This window comes from Streptomyces sp. NPDC048696, from assembly GCF_043198895.1.
Taxonomy (GTDB): Bacteria; Actinomycetota; Actinomycetes; order Streptomycetales; family Streptomycetaceae; genus Streptomyces.
In genome coordinates, this window is record NZ_JBICVJ010000001.1 from 332,983 (window position 1) to 349,738 (window position 16,756).

At 69.5% G+C, this 16,756-nt stretch carries 15 protein-coding genes; 8 read left to right on the forward strand and 7 right to left on the reverse strand.

The window, feature by feature from the left end; all coding sequences use genetic code 11:
* Positions 1-74: 74 nt before the first annotated feature.
* Together ACGFRG_RS01545 and ACGFRG_RS01550 are read left to right on the forward strand one after the other, a co-directional pair.
* The gene (locus ACGFRG_RS01545) at positions 75-1,553 is read left to right on the forward strand and encodes an LCP family protein (RefSeq protein ID WP_393260223.1); all 1,479 of its coding nucleotides are present in this window, start codon (positions 75-77) and stop codon (positions 1,551-1,553) included.
* A 124-nt stretch (positions 1,554-1,677) separates the two neighbouring features.
* Positions 1,678-2,136: a hypothetical protein gene (locus ACGFRG_RS01550; RefSeq protein WP_393260226.1), complete on the forward strand. Its 459-nt coding sequence runs from the start codon at positions 1,678-1,680 to the stop codon at positions 2,134-2,136.
* Positions 2,137-2,275: 139 nt separating this feature from the next.
* Here ACGFRG_RS01550 and ACGFRG_RS01555 read toward each other — a convergent pair whose 3' ends face one another.
* Positions 2,276-2,662, reverse strand: coding sequence for a peptidoglycan-binding protein (locus ACGFRG_RS01555; protein ID WP_393260229.1), 387 nt, complete (start codon positions 2,660-2,662; stop codon positions 2,276-2,278).
* Between the two features lie 131 nt (positions 2,663-2,793).
* A complete protein-coding gene (locus ACGFRG_RS01560) occupies positions 2,794-3,237 on the reverse strand; it encodes a hypothetical protein (RefSeq protein ID WP_393260232.1) in 444 nt (147 codons plus the stop codon).
* A gap of 400 nt (positions 3,238-3,637) precedes the next feature.
* On the opposite strand from ACGFRG_RS01560, the gene ACGFRG_RS01565 reads away from it, so the two are divergent.
* From ACGFRG_RS01565 to ACGFRG_RS01580, 4 genes are all read left to right on the forward strand, one after another.
* Positions 3,638-4,138, forward strand: coding sequence for a VOC family protein (locus ACGFRG_RS01565; RefSeq protein ID WP_361416812.1), 501 nt, complete (start codon positions 3,638-3,640; stop codon positions 4,136-4,138).
* Between the two features lie 274 nt (positions 4,139-4,412).
* The gene (locus ACGFRG_RS01570; protein WP_393260234.1) at positions 4,413-5,525 is read left to right on the forward strand and encodes an acyltransferase family protein; all 1,113 of its coding nucleotides are present in this window, start codon (positions 4,413-4,415) and stop codon (positions 5,523-5,525) included.
* A 139-nt stretch (positions 5,526-5,664) separates the two neighbouring features.
* Entirely contained in the window at positions 5,665-6,123 is a 459-nt protein-coding gene (locus ACGFRG_RS01575; RefSeq protein WP_361416821.1) for a VOC family protein, read from the forward strand.
* A 211-nt stretch (positions 6,124-6,334) separates the two neighbouring features.
* Positions 6,335-7,072: an MIP/aquaporin family protein gene (locus tag ACGFRG_RS01580; protein WP_393260798.1), complete on the forward strand. Its 738-nt coding sequence runs from the start codon at positions 6,335-6,337 to the stop codon at positions 7,070-7,072.
* On the opposite strand, the gene ACGFRG_RS01585 is transcribed toward ACGFRG_RS01580, so the two are convergent.
* Positions 7,048-7,461: a VOC family protein gene (locus ACGFRG_RS01585; RefSeq protein ID WP_393260237.1), complete on the reverse strand. Its 414-nt coding sequence runs from the start codon at positions 7,459-7,461 to the stop codon at positions 7,048-7,050. The genes ACGFRG_RS01580 and ACGFRG_RS01585 overlap by 25 nt on opposite strands.
* A gap of 221 nt (positions 7,462-7,682) precedes the next feature.
* On the opposite strand from ACGFRG_RS01585, the gene ACGFRG_RS01590 reads away from it, so the two are divergent.
* Positions 7,683-7,952, forward strand: a complete 270-nt coding sequence (locus tag ACGFRG_RS01590) for a hypothetical protein (protein ID WP_393260240.1) — start codon at positions 7,683-7,685, stop codon at positions 7,950-7,952.
* A gap of 118 nt (positions 7,953-8,070) precedes the next feature.
* On the opposite strand, the gene ACGFRG_RS01595 is transcribed toward ACGFRG_RS01590, so the two are convergent.
* Positions 8,071-8,658 carry a helix-turn-helix domain-containing protein gene (locus tag ACGFRG_RS01595; protein ID WP_361416830.1) on the reverse strand — a complete coding sequence of 196 codons (588 nt, stop codon included), beginning with the start codon at positions 8,656-8,658 and terminating at the stop codon, positions 8,071-8,073.
* Between the two features lie 70 nt (positions 8,659-8,728).
* Between ACGFRG_RS01595 and ACGFRG_RS01600 the strand changes: the two genes are divergently transcribed.
* Positions 8,729-9,622 carry an NADP-dependent oxidoreductase gene (locus ACGFRG_RS01600; protein WP_361416833.1) on the forward strand — a complete coding sequence of 298 codons (894 nt, stop codon included), beginning with the start codon at positions 8,729-8,731 and terminating at the stop codon, positions 9,620-9,622.
* A gap of 30 nt (positions 9,623-9,652) precedes the next feature.
* On the opposite strand, the gene ACGFRG_RS01605 is transcribed toward ACGFRG_RS01600, so the two are convergent.
* The 3 genes from ACGFRG_RS01605 to ACGFRG_RS01615 form a co-directional block, all read right to left on the reverse strand.
* The gene (locus ACGFRG_RS01605) at positions 9,653-9,859 is read right to left on the reverse strand and encodes a hypothetical protein (RefSeq protein WP_361416836.1); all 207 of its coding nucleotides are present in this window, start codon (positions 9,857-9,859) and stop codon (positions 9,653-9,655) included.
* On the reverse strand, positions 9,856-10,341 hold the full coding sequence (locus ACGFRG_RS01610) for a hypothetical protein (protein ID WP_361416839.1): 486 nt from the start codon (positions 10,339-10,341) through the stop codon (positions 9,856-9,858). Before ACGFRG_RS01610 ends, ACGFRG_RS01605 begins: the two co-directional genes overlap by 4 nt.
* Positions 10,342-10,430: 89 nt before the next feature.
* On the reverse strand, positions 10,431-16,706 hold the full coding sequence (locus ACGFRG_RS01615) for an RHS repeat domain-containing protein (RefSeq protein WP_393260243.1): 6,276 nt from the start codon (positions 16,704-16,706) through the stop codon (positions 10,431-10,433).
* Positions 16,707-16,756: the final 50 nt, after the last annotated feature.

The following is a 16,756-nucleotide window of genomic DNA, read 5'->3' on the forward strand; positions in this document are numbered from 1 at the left end:
CAACTGTACAACTATTGGGCGTGGCTGACCGTCTCTCCTCATAGGTGAAGTCACGTAGACGAGGGGGCGCACACATGGCAGGCAGGCCCAAGAAACGCAGCAAGGTGAAGATCGGGCTCGCGATAGCGCTCTCGGTGCTGGTCCTGCTCGCCGCGGGGGCGGGCTGGATCTACGTCAAACTCGACGGGAACATCGACACCTTCAGCGCGGACGGCATCTCCGACAACCGGCCTCCCGCCGCCACGAGCGGGTCGAACGTACTGGTCATCGGGACGGACGCGCGCACGGACGGCAACAGCGACCTGGGCGGCGGCGACAAGGACGACATCGGCCGCTCCGACACCGCGTTCGTGCTGCATACCTACGCCGACCAGAAGCACGCGATCGCGGTCTCGATCCCCCGCGACACCCTGGTCGACATCCCGCCGTGCAGGCTGCCCGACGGAAGCTGGACCAAGGAACAGCACAACACCATGTTCAACTCGGCCTACTCGGTCGGGGAGACCGCCAAGGGCAATCCGGCGTGCACGCAGAACACGGTGGAGAAGCTGACCGGGCTGCGCGTCGACCACACGGTCGTCGTCGACTTCAAGGGCTTCGCGAAGATGACCCAGGCCGTCGGCGGTGTCCCGGTCTGCCTGCCCCAGGACGTCTACCAGAAGGATCTCAACCCCAACCGGGCCACCCGGGGAGATCAGATATTCGCCAAGGGTCCGCAGACGGTGGCCGGCCAGAAGGCCCTGGACTACGTGCGGATCCGGCACGGCATCGGCGACGGCTCCGACATAGGGCGCATAAAGCGCCAGCAGGCGTTCGTCGCGGCTCTGCTGAAGAAGGTGAAGAGCGACGGCCTGAACCCCACCCGGCTGCTGCCGCTCGCCGACGCGGCGACGAAGTCGCTGACCGTGGACCCCGGACTCGGCTCCGCACGGAAGATGCTCTCGTTTGCGATGTCACTGAAGAGCGTCGACCTGCACAACACCAAGTTCGTCACCGTTCCCTGGCGCTACCAGGGCGAGAGAGTCGCCATCGTCCATCCGGACGCCGAGGCCTTGTGGGCCGCGCTGAAGGCCGACCGCACCCTGGACGGACAGGACGCCAGCGGCCACCACGACGAGCAGGCCGCGGCCTCCGCTTCTCCTTCACCGGGCGCCACCGGCCAGCTCTCCGGCAAGGGCATCTCGGTCGCCGTCTACAACGGGACCACGGTGACGGGCCTGGCCTCGCGCGCCGCCGACACCCTCACCGAGCACGGCTTCACCGTCACCAGCACCGCGACGGCCGTCAGCCAGAGCCACCAGGACACCGCGATCAAGTACGCGTCCGGCAACAAGGACCAGGCCGACACCGTCGCCCGCCTCTTCCCCGGCGCGGACGTGGAACAGTCCCCGACCGCCACCGGCATCAGCGTGATCCTCGGCACGACGTATGCCGCGACCCCCGCCACCGGTACGCCCGCCGCCTCGCCCGCACCGACCACGGTGCCCTCCGACGTGGCAGGCGGAGCCCGGTCCGGCGACGACGACCCCTGCTCCAACCTCTCGTACGGGTAGGCCCGTCCGCACGCGTCCTGCCTGCCCCCCTTCGGAGAATCGCCTCGCACGGCCGCATGCATAATGGTTGCGTTCTTGCGCAATAAAAGAACTTCGCGCAGGCGCATACAGCGAGGAGATACAGGTGAACACCAGGCAGGACCACGGCGGTTGCCAGGAGTACGGCGACCGACAGGGAGCAGGACGCGGCCGCAGGCCCGGACAGCCCGGGCGGGCGCGCGGTGCGACCATGCTGCTCGGTCTGCTCCTGGGCCTGGCTTGGGTGGTGATGCCCGCATCCGCGCAGGCGGACGTCCGCCTGGAGGGTATGGGCCGGTCGACAGCGACGGCGGGCACCGCGAGCATCCGGACACTGGACACCGGCACGGCCCAAGCAGCCGCCGGGATCACCCACACGTCCTACGCGCAGGGGACCGTGACCGCCCAGGCGCGCCCGGACAAGCCCAAGAAGAAGACCGGGTTCTTCAAGAAGCTCGGCATAGCACTGCTGATCGTGCTGATCGTCATCATCCTCATCATCGTGCTGCTCATCTGGCTGCTCGTCCGCGCCGTGAAGCGCATCTTCTCCCGCCGCCGCTCCTGAACTCGCACCCAGCAGCACTGCTCACATGATGGTGGCTGCGGAACCGCACAGTCCGCGGTTCCGCAGCCACCATCAGGTTGCACCCTCGGTCCACCTGAAGGTCAGAGGCGGGCCGGTCGCGGCGCCGAGGCGCCACTCGTCACCAGGTCGTGGGCACGTACCCGTAGCAGTAGCCCTTGTTGGCGTACTGATCGGTCCAGTCGTAGTTGAGCAGCTTGTTCCCCGTCTGGGGTCCCACAACTCCGTCCACCTGCAAATTGCCGTTCACCACGCTCTGGAACTCCCTGACCGCTGCGTCGGTCTGCGGGCCCCAGGAGTTGTCCTCGGAGATGGGAGTCTCACCGGCCGCGCGCCGGTAGTCGTTCACGAGGTGCTGCACACACCAAACCGGCGTGCCACTGGTCACGTGGCCATAGCCGACGTAGGACGCGCCGGTGGAGGCGCTGGCACTGCCGGCCATGGCCCCTACGGCGAAGATCGTGGCGCCGGCCACTGCTGCCGCGCGGGAGGCGTACTTCTTGAACATGTTTGGATCCTTATCAGGGGAAGTTGATCGAGCATGGTGGAGTTGGGCCGATCTCCATCGGGTTGACCGGGCCGGTGCCGCCTCGCGGTTCACGGGACGGCACCAACTCGTCAGTCAGCTCGGCGGGTTGGTCAGCACCCGCTGGAGATCAGCTTGTAGCCGACGTACAGGTCGCCGCGCGAGTTGATGTCGACGGTCGAACCCCCTCCGCCCACGGAGTTCGACGCCCACACCGCGTAACCGCCCGGGGTGTAGACCACGAAGTTGCCGTCACCCTGGTACGTCGCATGGTTGGCGCCGGACCCGTACGAGTTCGATGCCCAGCACACCGAACGGCTCTGGGATCCCTGGGTCGGGTCGCCGTCCCAGCGGTACTCGACGAGGTTGCCGTCCGACTGCATGATCAGCTGGAACCACGTGCTGGTGCCGGTGGCGCCGATGACCGAGTCCCCGACGTTGAGGGTCTGGCCACGGGACAAGGCGCCCGTGGTGTCGGCCGAAGCGGTTCCGCTCACGCCGAGGACGGATGCCACCGCAGCAGCGCCCGCTACGGCTATTTTGATCATCTTGCGCATGGGTGTCCCCCGTGGGTGAAGTGGATGCACTGGCTGGATGGCACCCCTGGCCTGACACGGCGCAGACGGCCCCTGAAGTGCGGCTCCACCGTGCCGGGTTGCGCTCGGCGCTTGCAACCTCGATCCGGTGTCTCAGCGTCTCGTCCCGCTCCCAGACTCCTGACCTGCGGATTGGGACGTCCCGCAGTTGCGGAGGACGCGGGCGGTACGCGACGCGCGGGATTGCGGGCGGCGGGCTCGCACTGAGCGGTATGCGCCTCGGCAGGCATCATTTGAGCCAAAGTCACCGTACGTATCGCCACGCTCACGCATTCGAAGTATTTACTTGAAGTCTCACATTGTTTTATTGTCGCAAGCGAGACTGCCACCCCATGCTCGCCGTCCCTCAGAGAGGCCCCTCATGCCTGTACGCCGCCTCAACCACGCAGTGCTCTACGTACGCGACGTCGCCCGAGCCGTCGAGTTCTACACCGACGTCTTCGGCTTCCGGCTCGACGTCGACATCCCGGGCCGCGCCGCGTTCCTCAGCGCCGAGGGCACGCTCAACGACCACGACCTCGGCCTGTTCTCCGTCGGACCGGACGCCCCCGGACCCGAGCAGGGCCGCGTTGGCCTCTACCACCTGGCCTGGGAGGTGGGGACGCTCGGCGAACTGGCCGAGATCGCCGACAAGATCAACAAGCGCGGCGCCATGGTCGGGTCCACGAACCACCACGTGTCGAAGTCCGTCTACGCCAAGGACCCCGACGGCAACGAATTCGAGATCATGTGGCGCGTCCCGCGCGAGGACTGGCCGACCGCAACCGAAGAGACCCGCCCCGGCGCGCTCGACCTCGAAGAGTCCCTCAAGCGCTGGGGGCCCGACCTCAAGACGGGCGCCGCCGCCGGGTCCGCCACCTGACCGGCGATCCACAGCCCCCAGCAGCTCACGGCCCGCCGCAGACTCCCGCGCCGATGGGCGGCGTGGAGTTCCGGGCCGTGAGCCGCAGACCGCTGCCCACTGGGCAGCCCGGCGGGCTCCGTCCTGGCGCCACGGGGAGGCTCCGGAGGACACCCGGGTTCAAGGGCATCCATGCCGACCTCGAAGGCGACTGCGGGTGAAGCCCCGGGGAACGTCCCGTGCACACTGCGAAGTGGGCACCACGGGCCCCGCATGCGCCCCTACATTGGAGCGAATGACCAGCCCCGCCCCTCGTCCCGGTCCCCACACCCCGCCCGCCACCGATCGCAGGCCCTACTTCGACAACGCCAAGTTCCTGCTGATCGCACTGGTCGCGCTCGGTCACAGCTGGGAGCAGATCCTCAGCGGCAACACCCATGCGCTACGAGCCGCGCACAACCTCGTGTACGGCTTCCACATGCCGGCGTTCATTCTGCTGTCCGGCTACTTCTCCCGGCGCTTCACCGGCAGACCCGACCAGATCCGTCGGCTGCTCTCCGGAGTGCTGCTGCCCTATCTGATCTTCGAGGTCATCTACACCGCGGTCAACCACTGGGTCCACGGCACCGACTTCTCGATCACTCCCACCTCGCCCACATATCTGTGCTGGTTCCTGATCGCCCTGTTCGTCTGGCGGATCACCACGCCCATCTGGAACGCCGTCCGCCACCCGGTCGTCCTCGCCACAGTTGTCTCGCTCGCCGCCGGAACCACGGTGATCGGCAGGGACCTGGCGCTGCCGAGGGTGTTGATGTTCCTGCCGTGGTTCGTGCTCGGTCTGCGACTGCGCCCCGAGCACTTCGCCCGGCTGCGTACGAGAACGGCCCGCCGGTGCGCGGTGCCCGTCTTCGCGGGTGCCCTCGCGCTCGCCTACTGGCTGTCGCCGGAGCCCAGTGACGACTGGCTCTCCATGGACGTCGGATACGGCGCGCTCCATGTGTCGCCCGCACGGTATCTGCTGCTTCGGCTGGCGCTCTTCGCGGTGAGCGCGCTTCTTGTGGCGTCGTTCCTCGCGCTGGTGCCCGGTCGCCGGATGTGGCTCACGGCGCTGGGCGCGGTCACCCTCTACCCGTACTTGCTGCACGGGATCCTGATTCGGATCGCCGAGCAAGCGGGGGTGTTCCAGGTGCTTCGGGAGTGGAACCTTGCCGGGCAGGTGGTGCTCACCGTCGCCGTGGTCGCCGCGGTGGTGCTGCTGTCGACCCCACCCGTACGGGCTCTGGCCCGGCCCCTGGTGGAGCCGCGACTTCCGCGGTGGCTGGTGCCGGACGGGAAACCGGACATGGTCGCGGGAGGCGCACCCACCCCCGCGGCCGCGCCGGAACACGAGAAGAGCCTGGTGCACTGACTGGGAACGGGCGTCGACGGGGAGCGGGGGGCGGACGGCCGCCCACCTCCGCGCCGTGCGCCGCACGGCAGTTGACCTCAAGTCCGCTTCAGCTTCTACCTTCATGGTCATCAGCAGCAACCGACCATGGAGGCACCCCATGACCGCGCACACCGTTCCCGACAACTACCGCAAGACCGTGATCGCCCACATCATGCTCGACGGCGCAGGCGCCGCGATCGACTTCTACGCCACCGCGTTCGGCGCCAAGGAGTTGTTCCGTATCGACGGGCCGGGCGGACGTGTCGTGCACGCCGAGGTCAGCATTCACGGATCCACCATCATGCTGGGCGACGCCGAGGGACCCGTCTTCGGCGCACCGACCCGCCTCGGCGGCACAACCGTGGGACTGCACGTCTACGTCGACGACGTCGACGCGCTCGCACAGCAGGCCGTCGCGGCCGGCGCGGAACTGCTGCAACCCCCCACCGACCAGTTCCACGGCGACCGCACGACCATACTGCGCGACCCCTACGGCCACGTCTGGGTCTTCCTCGCACACCTGGAAGACCTCGCTCCGGACGAGATCGCCCGCCGCGCCGGCGAACTCTTTCACTGAGCACTGATCCGCCGGGCAGTGTGTGACCCACACCTAGGGGCTTTCGTCGGCATGCGCGGGGAATGGCTGCCGTTGGGGTGGGAATGGCTGGTGGCAGGGCAGCCGGAGACGCGGCCGCGTTCTGTGGCGGAGGGGGATGTCGGTGTCCCATGAGGACGCTTTGACGGTGGAGGGTGGCCGGACGGCCGCGTTACGGGGGCGGCGTGCTGCGATGGTCGCGCCGGGGTGTGCGCCGTGGCGGCACGCCGCCGTGGAGTTCTTGTTGATGGTCGCCCAGATGTTCGTCGTGGTGACGGCGGTGCGCTGGCTGCTCGATCCGGGGTCGCCCGTCTTCGTCGCGAACCTGCACCTCGCTCTCGCCGTCATCGGGGCGCTGGTGGCCGTCCTCCTCGCGGCCCTGATCGTGAGCCCGCTCGGCCGCCGGTCCGGCGCGCATCTGAACCCGACGGTGACCCTGGTGCTCTGGCTGCTGAGGGTGTTCCCGGGCCGTTCCGTACTCCCATACGTCCTGGCCCAGTTGCTCGGTGCGGTGGCCGGAACCGGGCTTGCCCGTCTGACGTGGGGATCGGTGCTCGGGTCGCGGGCGCTCAGCGACGGTCTGGCCCAGCCCTCCCCCGGCAGGCACACGGCGACGGTATTCGCCCTGGAGGCGGCGAGCTTCGCGGCGCTGACCCTGGTGATCGGTTTCTACCTGGTCCGTCCGGCCCTCGCCCGGTCCCTGCCGTACGCGATCGGGGTGACGGTCGGCCTGATCATCGCGCTGCTCGGCCCGGTGAGCGGCGGTTCGGCCAACCCCGCACGCCAACTCGGCCCGGAGATCGTGTCCGGCAACACCGTCGCGTTGTGGGCGTATCTCGCGGGTCCGCTTGCGGGCGGCCTGGTGGGGACGCTCGGGCTTCGCTCTGCGCTCGGCCGGAGGGCCCGCTACTCGTGCAAGGAGGGGGCGTAGGAGATCCCGACGATCAAGCCGTCCCCCGTGAGAAGTCTCGCCACCGTCTGGCCCCACGGCTCGGTGCGGGCCTGGTGCACCAGCTCGAAACCCGCGCGCTCAAGCTCGGCACCGGCGGCCATGACGGCTTCCGCGTTCGCCACCTCGAACTCGATCGATGCCTGCGGGACCACTCGGTCGGCGGGCCACCGGGCCGTGCCGAAGCATGCCTCGGCCGCCTGCGAGAGGGGCCACAGACCGAAGTGCTTGCTGCCGGGGACGCTCCCGCTGGAGTAGTAGCCGTCGCCCTCCCCCTCCAGGGGGAGGCCAAGAGCCTCGATGAACAGCTTGCGGCTCAGCGGCGGGTCGGCGACGACCGCCGCCACGCTCGTGATGAAGAGAACGTCCATGCCGGTGCTGGCACTCCCTGCTGCGCGTGGACCGCGGGGGCCGGAGATCCGGCCTCGTCGGCACCGCTGTGCGCGGCCGGATCCCGCTCAACGTATCCGCCTGCTCCCCGAGGACCGCCACACCCGCGCCGACACCGGCCTTGAGTCACCCGGTCGGACCGGAGGCAGCGTTGGCTGCGACGCCGCAAGAAGCCAACCAAGCGGAGGGTAATGTCATGGCCATGGATTCGCTCGTGGCCCTGGTGGTGCTGACGGTGTTCGCGCTCGCCGCGTGGTTCACCGGCTGGGGCGCGGTACGACTGCTGCGCCGCGCCCACCTCGGCTGGTACGCGGGTGTCCCCCTGCTCGTCACCGCGGGCTCCGGCTACGGGGTGGCGTGGCTGCTGTGGCCGTCGTACTGCGCCGGCCCGGCCATCGTGCTCTGGTGGGCCTGCGCGCTCTTCGGGAACATCTCGGGCTGGTTCTGCCCCGCCCGAGGACTCCACGCCTGACCAGTCCGCCGCATAGGCCTCCCGGAGCCCGGCCTCGGTCGGCAAACCTCTGGGACGTCTCGGATTCAGTGTGGGCTCTCGTCCCAATGCGCGGAATCCGACGTGGCGGAGCAGTTCTTCACGCACGTCGAGAAGGGCCGGTGGCCTCCCAGGCCGCCTCGATCATCTGGAAGATCTCGTCCACCGCGGCCTGCGGATCGGCCGCCTCACGGGCCAGCGAGTAGGCGTCGATCACGAACCTCGCGATCGCCCGGCAGGCCGTCGTGGTCTCGGACAGGTCGAGATCGGCGGCGATGGCGGTCGCCAGCGACTCCGCGTGGCGCAGCCTCATCGACTCCTCGTACTCCCGCAGGGCGGGCGACGCGTCGATCATGCGCCAGACCGGGGCGGCACTGTCCGCCGTGCAATGCCGCACCAGGGCCTGGATCTCGCGGCGCAGCGCGGGGATGAGCGGCTCGTGCGGCGCCCGGCCGGTGGCCGCCCGCGTGAGGCGTTGCTCGAAGTCGTCGTCCCGCTCGAACACGAGGGCCTCTTTCGAGGCGAAGTGGGAGAAGAGTGTCGTGACGGCCACGTCGGCCTCGGCGGCCACGTCACGGATGCCCACCGCGTCGTACCCCCGTTCCAGGAAGAGCCGCAGGGCGGTGTCAGCGATCTTCTGGCGGGTCGCGGCCTTCTTGCGCTCACGACGTCCGGTCGGCACGGTCATGGCCTGACACTACCAAATACAAAGCCGAAACTGTTCCGAAACACTAACCGTTAGTGTTACGTTCGGCGGCATGAAGAGAGTGAGCTTCGCCGAGTTCGGCGGTCCGGACGTTCTGCAACTCACCGACGCCGAGGAGCCCCACGCGGGCCCCGGCCGGATACGCATCGCCGTGCGGGCGGCGGGTGTGAACCCCGTCGACTGGAGGATCCGCGAAGGCCAGTTCCAGCAGGTCCGTCCGATCGAGCTGCCCGCCGGCGTCGGGCAGGACGCCGCCGGGGTGGTGGACGAGGTCGGCTACGGCGTCGAAGATGTCGAGGTCGGCGACCACGTGTTCGGGCGAGGATCGAGCACCTATGCCGAGTTCGCCGTGGTGTCGGCCTGGTCCCGTATGCCCGAGGGCCTGAGCTTCGAGGAGGCGGCCGGGTACCCCTCCGTGGTGGAGACCGCGCTGCGCATCATCCGCGAAGTGGGTGTGCAGCCCGGGCAGACGCTGCTGGTCAGCGGTGCGTCAGGCGGCGTCGGATCGGCGGTGCTGCAGATCGCCCGCGACCGTGGCATCACCGTGATCGGCACGGCCGGGGCCGCGAACCAGGACTATCTGCGCGGCCTTGGCGCCCTCGCCACGACGTACGGCGAGGGCTGGGTCGAGCGCGTGCGCCTACTCGGCCCCGTCGACGCGGCTCTCGATCTGGCCGGCTCGGGCGTGATCCGCGAACTCATCGAACTGACCGGGGACCCGCGCAAGGTGGTCTCCATCGCCGATCTCGGCGCGCCGGAGTTCGGTGCCCGGTTCGCCGGCGTGACCGGGAACGTGCCACAAGCCCTCGCCGAGGCCGCCGACCTCATCTCGCGGGGAAGGCTCCACATCCCGGTCGAGAAGTCGTACCCGCTCGCCGAGGCCGCCGCCGCGCACATCGACAGCCATGCCGGTCACACGCGCGGGCGCCGGGTCGTGGTCATCTGAGCCGTTTGGTGCGCGGTCGCACGGGCCGGCTCACGGCCCCGGCCGCAGCGCCACGAGCACCAGGAACGGGGCCGCCACCAGCGCCCCGGCACCGAGCGCGCCCAGCGGCCAGGGCCAGTCACCGATGAGCCAGCGGGTCAGGAACGCGGTGCCCCACAGGCCGAGCACCACGCCCGCCCACAGGGGTTGGCGGCGGATCGCGCGGCGGCGCGCACCGCCGAGAGCGCGTCCGGTCATCGCGCGTCACCCGCTCCCCCGGAGCCCTCTCCTGGCGCCGTCGCCTCGCGCCATCGCGCCTTGATGTCCTCGGCCTGGTCGGTGAACTCCTGCTGCCACTTGTCCGATGCCCGGATGTCCACGTAGGGCGCGGGCAGCCAGCGCGGCCTGCCGTCGTGGCGGTAGATCCTGATCCGGAATGCCCCGTTGCCCCTGCCGGTCTTCTTCTCCACGGTGACCTTGGAGATGTCCTGCCAGAGGTACACCTTGCGCCACAAGGGCCGCCAGGACCGGATGCCGTGCTCGTCCACGATGATCTTGCCCAGCGCCACGTTCAGGGCGAACGGGAGAATGACGAGCCAGGCCACGCCCAGTGCGTCCAGAAAACCGGAGTAGTGGCCAAGGGCGAGGCGCACCGCGGCGACGATGCCGCCGACGGTGAACAGGCCGAAGAATACGTACCCGCTTTTGAGCTCGATCGGGCGGAACACTCTGGGTTCCATGTCGTTGCCTTTCACGTAATACATCGGGCGGGTGCGACCACGTGGGGTCGCACCCACCCGTCTCGTCTGGTCAGAACGCGGATACTTCGCTACCGGCTACCGATTGACCAGTCGTTCCAGTCCGTCGTGGCCGCCCCTACGGCAGCGGGCATGGCGTCGTACTTCGCCGACATATACCTGCCGTAGCCGATGACGTTGCCCCTCGGGCCGACGGGAAGGATCTCCTTGAGGCCGCCACCGACAAATCGGGATCCACGTACTCCCATGGCCTGCGCACCACGTCCGGCGAGTTTACCGAGCCCGCCGCCCGCGACTCCGAGCCCGACTCCGACGGCCGCGTTCTTGAAGTTCTGGCTGCCGAATCCCTCGCGTCCCGCATAGATTCCCGCGCTGGCCACTCCGGTACCCAGGGATACCGCTCCCAGCGCTCCGGCCACCGGCAACAGGAACCCGGTGGCAGCCAGGACTCCAGCAGCCGCACCCGTGAGGGTGCTCACCTTCCCCAGCACATCGGCCATCCCGGTCGATGTCGCCGCGTTCCAGCCCCGCTTTATGCCACCCCCCATCGCCGTCCCGCCCGATTTCGCCTTGGACCAGCCCTGCGAAGACTTCTGCTTGATGTAGTTGGAGGTCTTCTTCACCTTCTTGCTGAAGGACTGCACCTTCTTCGTCGCGTATTTCTTGACGACCTTGATGGTCCGCTTGACCACCTTCTTGGCGACCCGGGCCACCTTCTTGACGACCCGTTGCACCTTCTTCACCACCCTCTTGACCACCTTCTTGACGGTGACCACCGCCTTCTTCGTGGCCTTGACCACCTTCTTGGCGACCTTGTTGACCGTCTTGACGGCCTTCTCGGTCGTCTTCTTCACCCAGTTCTTGATCTTTCCGAAGAAGAGGCCGTCGGGGTCGGAGAAGGTGGCCGGGTTGTTGTTGGCGTAGGCGTACGCGTTCATGCGCTGCGACTCGCCCCGGTCGACCATCGGGTCGACGCTGAGGAAACGGCCCAGCTTGGGATCGTAGGCACGCGCGCCCAGTTGGGTCAGTCCCGTGCCGTCCTTCGTGCCGTTGACGAAGCCCCGGTCGCCCGGCCAGGCGAGGCCCGCCGCCAGCGCTCCCGCGGCCGCCACGCCTGTACCCGCCGACACCGCCGACCGGTCCTCGCCGAACGGGGCGAGGGCGCGGTGCGTGACGTTCTGGGTGGTGGCGTCCACGGCGGTGGTGGCCGTGCCGTGGTGGTCGGCGAACAGGAACTGGATCTCGCCGCCGGTGCGGGCCGCGACCGGGTCGCCGTCGATCTCGTAGTAGCGGGTCCCGGCCTTCTTGCCGTCGGTGCCCAGGGTCAGTTCGTTGCCGCCGGGAAGGTAGAGAGTGGAGCCCTGGCCGTCCTTGCGGATCAGGCGGTTGCCGTCGGCGTCGTAGGTGTACGAGGTGGTGGCCCCACCCTTCTCCTCGACCGAGGCGAGCTGGTTCTCCGCGTCCCAGGTGAGCTTCTGGTCGCGGCCGTCGGTCTTCCGCGTGACGGTGTTGCCCGCAGCGTCGTAGCCGAAGGTCTCCGTCGGCCCCACCGCCGTGCCCGTCTTCGACTCGACCGAGGTCAGCGCGGTCGGCTTGGCGCCGTCCGGCTTGGCGTAGCCGTAGGAGCGGACCGTGTCGCGCGCGGTGTCGCCGCCCACGTCGTGCCGGGTTTCCTGGGTGCGGTTGCCCAGCGCGTCGTAGCTGTAGGAGAGCCAGTACGGCTGCGGACCGCCGACCTTGTCCTTGGCCGGGGCACCGGCGCAGTCGCTCTTGGACGTCCATGCCTGGGTGAGGCGTTGCAGGGCGTCGGTGGCGAAGCACTGGGTGTCGGTGACCTTGGCCTTGTCCTGCCCGGTCTCGGTGGTGATCCGGGTGACGTTGCCCGCCGGGTCGTAGCCGTAGTGGGTGTCGTCGACGCGCTGCGGCGCCAGGGTGCGGTCCGTGGTGGCCCGCAGCAGCTCTCCGGTGTGCTCGTCGTAGGCCCAGCTGCGGTAGAGGCGGCGCGCACTGTCGTTGTACTCGGTGCGCATCACCCGCCCGAAGGCATCGTACGTCGAGGAGTTGACCAGAATCCGGCCGCCCGCGGTGAGGCCCTGGGCCTCGTCCCTGGCGTCGTAGCGGGTCACCACCCGCTCGGCGGGCAGGTCGCCGATGGCGGGCTGTGCGATCTGGGTGAGCAGTCCGGTGTACTGGTTGTAGGCGAAGCCCCACTTGTACGTTCCGGCGAGGCCCCCCTCGGAGCCGGGGATGACCACGTCCATGGACTTGGGCTGGTAGTCGTCCGTGTATCCGGTGATCCGCTGGGTGTAGACCTGGTCGCCGATCAGCCGGTGGGCCTCGCTCATCTCGCCCTTGGCCGCGCTGTCGTACGTCCACTCGGCGAGGGTCTTGGCGCCCTCCTTGAGTGCCGTCTTGCGGCCCAGCACGTCGTACGCCGAGGTGAGCGTCACCCCGCGCCCGTCCGTCGTGGCGACCGGGCGGTCCATGTCGTCGTATGTGGTGGTGGTGACGCCCTGGTCCGGGTCCTCGGTGCGGATCTCGCGGCCGCGCGCGTCGAAGCCGTGGGCACGGACGTTGCCCGCCGGGTCGGTGACCCGGGTGAGCGAACCCCGCTTGTCGTAGGCGTACTTGATCGACTGCGAGGTGGTGCGGTCCTGGCTGGTGTACTCCACGACCTCGGTGGTGCGGCCGACCGCGTCGGTGACGGTGGTGCGCGCCGTGCCGCCCTTCGGCGGGATCACGGTGGTGCGGTTGCCGTCGTACCGGGTGACCGTGCGGCGCGTCTCGTCGCCGTACTTCATCGCGATCACGTCGGTGGGGCGGCCCGCGCCGTCGAAGACGGTCCGCAGCACGGCCGGCGCCTTGGTGTCGTCGGCCGCGACCAGCTTCCCGTCGGGACTGCCGGTCGCGTAGTACGAGTCGAAGGTCTTCCACTCCAGGCCACGGGAGTCGTACTGCTTCTCCTCCACGACCCGCCCGTCACCGGACGCGGCGGGCTGCTGCGTCTGGCGCTCGCGCAGCAGACCGTCGTAGATCGTGTATGTGGTCTCGGTGGCGCCGTCGCTCGTGAGCGTCGTCTGTGTGACGACCGGCGGCGCGGAGCGCGAGACGGTGTACGTGTACGCGGCGCTCGGCGAGGTCGGGTGGTCCGCCTTGGGGCGGCCCGGCTCCCAGACCGAGGTCAGCCGGCCGAGACCGTCGTACGCGACGTCGGTGCGCTTGCCGTTGGCGTCGGTCTCCGCGAGCGGGTGCCCCCGGCGCGGGTCCATCTCGGTGGTGAGCGCGTGGCCCAGCGGGTTGACCACCGTCGTCTTGGTGGGCGCCGCCCCGGTCGCCGGGGTGTACGCCGTGGTCATCTTGGCGTTCGCCGCGTCGGTGACCGTCAGCGGACGGCCGTGGACGTCGTAGGTGGTGCGGGCGACCGTGATGAAGCCGGTGCCCTTGCCGTCGTTCTCCTCTTCCGTGACGGTGTTGCCCCGGGCGTCGTACGTGCTGCGCTTCTCGGCGATCAGCTCGGCGCCGGGGGCGGCGCAGGTTCCGGTGACCGTCTTCTCGGCGGACTCCAGGTCCACCATGTTGGCCGCGATGTTGGCGGCGGACCGCGCGTAACTCGTCGTGGTGCACGACTCGTCGCCGGTCTTGTCGAGGTCGCCGTGGTCGGTGACGGTGGCCACCATGCCGTAGGCGTCGAAGGTGCGCTCGGCCTTGGTGCGCTGCCAGGTGCCGCCGGCGGCCGGGGTGCGGCCGCTCTCGCTCTGGACGCCGGTCTGCTCGGCGGCCAGCGCCGGAAGTCCGGGCCGCGCCCGGGTCGCGGTCGGACCCCGGCGCCACGGGACGGACGCCTCCTCGGAGACCGTTTCGGCGCCGTTGTAGGCGGCCTCGGCGCGCTCCATGCCCGCGAAGGCCGGGTGGTCGGCGCTCTTGACGCCTTCGTAGTCGGCGACTTCGGCGCCTTCGATGCCGCGGAAGTAGCGGGTGCGGGTGTCGATCACGCGGCCGTCGGAGCCGCTGCCGACCTGCGTGCGGACCTCGCCGTAGCCCCGGTAGTCGCTGTACGTGCGGTGCTCGGGCCGGGTGAACTCGTCCTCGCTCCTGGCCCAGGCCGCGCCGCCCGAGTAGGAGTACGCGGTCCGCTGGGCCGGGGCCCCGCCGACGTGGTCGTTCTCCAGGACCTCGGTCACCACGTATTTGTGGAACCAGTCCTTCTTGGGCTTGTAGTCGGCGGCCGGGGAGTCGGCGGACGACCAGTACACCGGGTAGCAGCGGCGGGTGTTGGTCGCCTCGTCGGGCAGGTCGCCGGGCTTGCAGTCGGCGCCGGAGTAGGTGACGCCGATCGAACCGCCGGTCTCGGTGTCGACCCGGTAGACGCGGTAGCGGACCAGCGGCGGGATACCGTCGCCCGTGGTGTCGATGCGGTTGGCGAGCTGCTGGCCCATGAAGGTGATCTCGGGCAGCTGCTGCGGCTTGTCGCCGGTGTGACCGGTACGGGTGATACCGGCCAGCCACAGCGCCGGGGCCGAGCCGTCACCGGGGTCGGGGAACTGATGGCGCAGCTCCCAGCTGTCGACGCTCTGGTAACCGGAGCCGACCAGGGACTTCGTCGTGATCTTCGTCAGGCGCTTGGTCGTCCAGAACGTGGGCGCGATGTTCTTCTTGCAGTCGCCCGTGGTGCAGTGCTGGTCGACCGGGACGTCGGGCCAGTGCGTGGCGTTGGCGGCCGTCATCTTGGCGGGTGCGCAGTCGAAGGAGGAGTTCGCCAGGCAGCGCTCGCTCACCTCGAACTCGACCTTGGCGGCTGCCGCGTTGGCCCCGAAGACGTCGTCGGCGCGCAGGCCGTAGTCGATGCGCACCAGGTGGCCGCCACGCGCGTACTCGGTGGGGGTGCCCTTGCCGGTCGCCGCGTTGAAGTCGCGGGCGTAGCGGTTGGTCTCGGCCGCGTAGTAGTAGGCCGTGGCGTTGGCGTTGGGGTCGACGACGTAGTCGAGGTTCCAGCGCCAGGCCTGGTTCTGCCAGGAGTCCGCGAAGGACGCCTTGTGTCCCGGCTCGCCCGCGTGGTTGCCGTAGACCGGCACGTTCCAGGTGGAGTTGGTCTCGGTCCTCCCCTTCTCCCAGCCCGGGAGGCGGTTGTAGCCGAAGTGGTACCGGGTGCCGTCCGTGGTGGTGATGCGCCAGTACTCGCCGTCGGTGTCACCGTTGCCGCGAGCGGTGTCGTTCAGCCGCTCGATGCGGGTGCCGTCGTCGTCCTTGAGCTTCCAGGTGCCGGACTTGTCGTCCTTCACCAGCTCATGGGACCGGCCGCCCAGCGACATGGTGGCGTTGTCGCTGCGCCAGCACTGCTCGCCGTTCTTGGCGGTGTTGTTGCCGGTCCTGCCGTCGTACTTCATGTCGTCGTTGCACGAGGCGTAGCGGCGCTCGATGAAGTTCTCGGTCAGGGACCAGCCGTCGCCCACCCAGTTGGCCTGGTTGTTGGTGGCGGCGGTGCGGCCGTCCAGCGCCTGTGAGCTGTAGCCGAGCGACAGCTCGGGCTCAAGGCCGCCGGGGACCTGGGGGGTCTGGATCTCGTACGACCAGGTGAAGCCGCCCGCCGAGGTGCCCGCGGCCCAGTTGCCCGAGGGGGTCAGCGGCGTGGCCTTGAAGTCGCCGCCACCGCCCTGGGGCGCGGCGGTCGCGGCGAGGAGGGTGACGCCGGGGGCGGCGGCGAAGCCGGTGAGGGAACGCTTGGCGCGGGAGACGGGCTCACCGCCGCCGTCGCCGGACGCGGGGAGCGCGACCTCGGCGGACAGTGTCTGCTCGTCGGTGTCGTTCGCGGTCTTCAGAGCCGTACCACTGCCGCAGCTCTTCTTGCCCGGGTCCTGAAGGGCGCAGCCGGGGAGCTGGGCGAGGGAGAGCCGGGAGGCCCAGCCCGCGCCGAAGGCGTCCGCGAACGCGGAGTAGTCCAGGGTCAGTCTGACCTTGCCGGAGGCGGCCTCGGCGCCCTGTGTGCCGCGTACGGCGATCAGGACGCCGTCCACGCCGAGCTTGTCGCTCGCCTCGCGGTCCAGTACCTGTATCTGCGCCCGCTCGGGCGCGGCCTCGGCGTCGCCCGCCGGGCCGACCTCGACCGGCAGCCCCTTGGCCTCGGCCAACGCGCCCTTGGCACGGGGGATGCGGACGTCGGCCGTGTCCGCGCCGGGCCACTCGGCATCCGGCGCCCCGCGTCGGGCGTCGCGGTCCGCCTCGTTGACCCGGCCGTCATCGGCGACGGCGGACTTGACCCGGGAGACCGGTACGGGCTTGTCCTTGGCCAACTCGGGAAGTGCCAGGCGGCTGGTGGCCGCCGCCGTCTCGGCGGTCAGGAAACCGCCCATCACGAACAGGATGGACGACGCCGCCGTGACCCGGGCCCTGCGGCCCGACC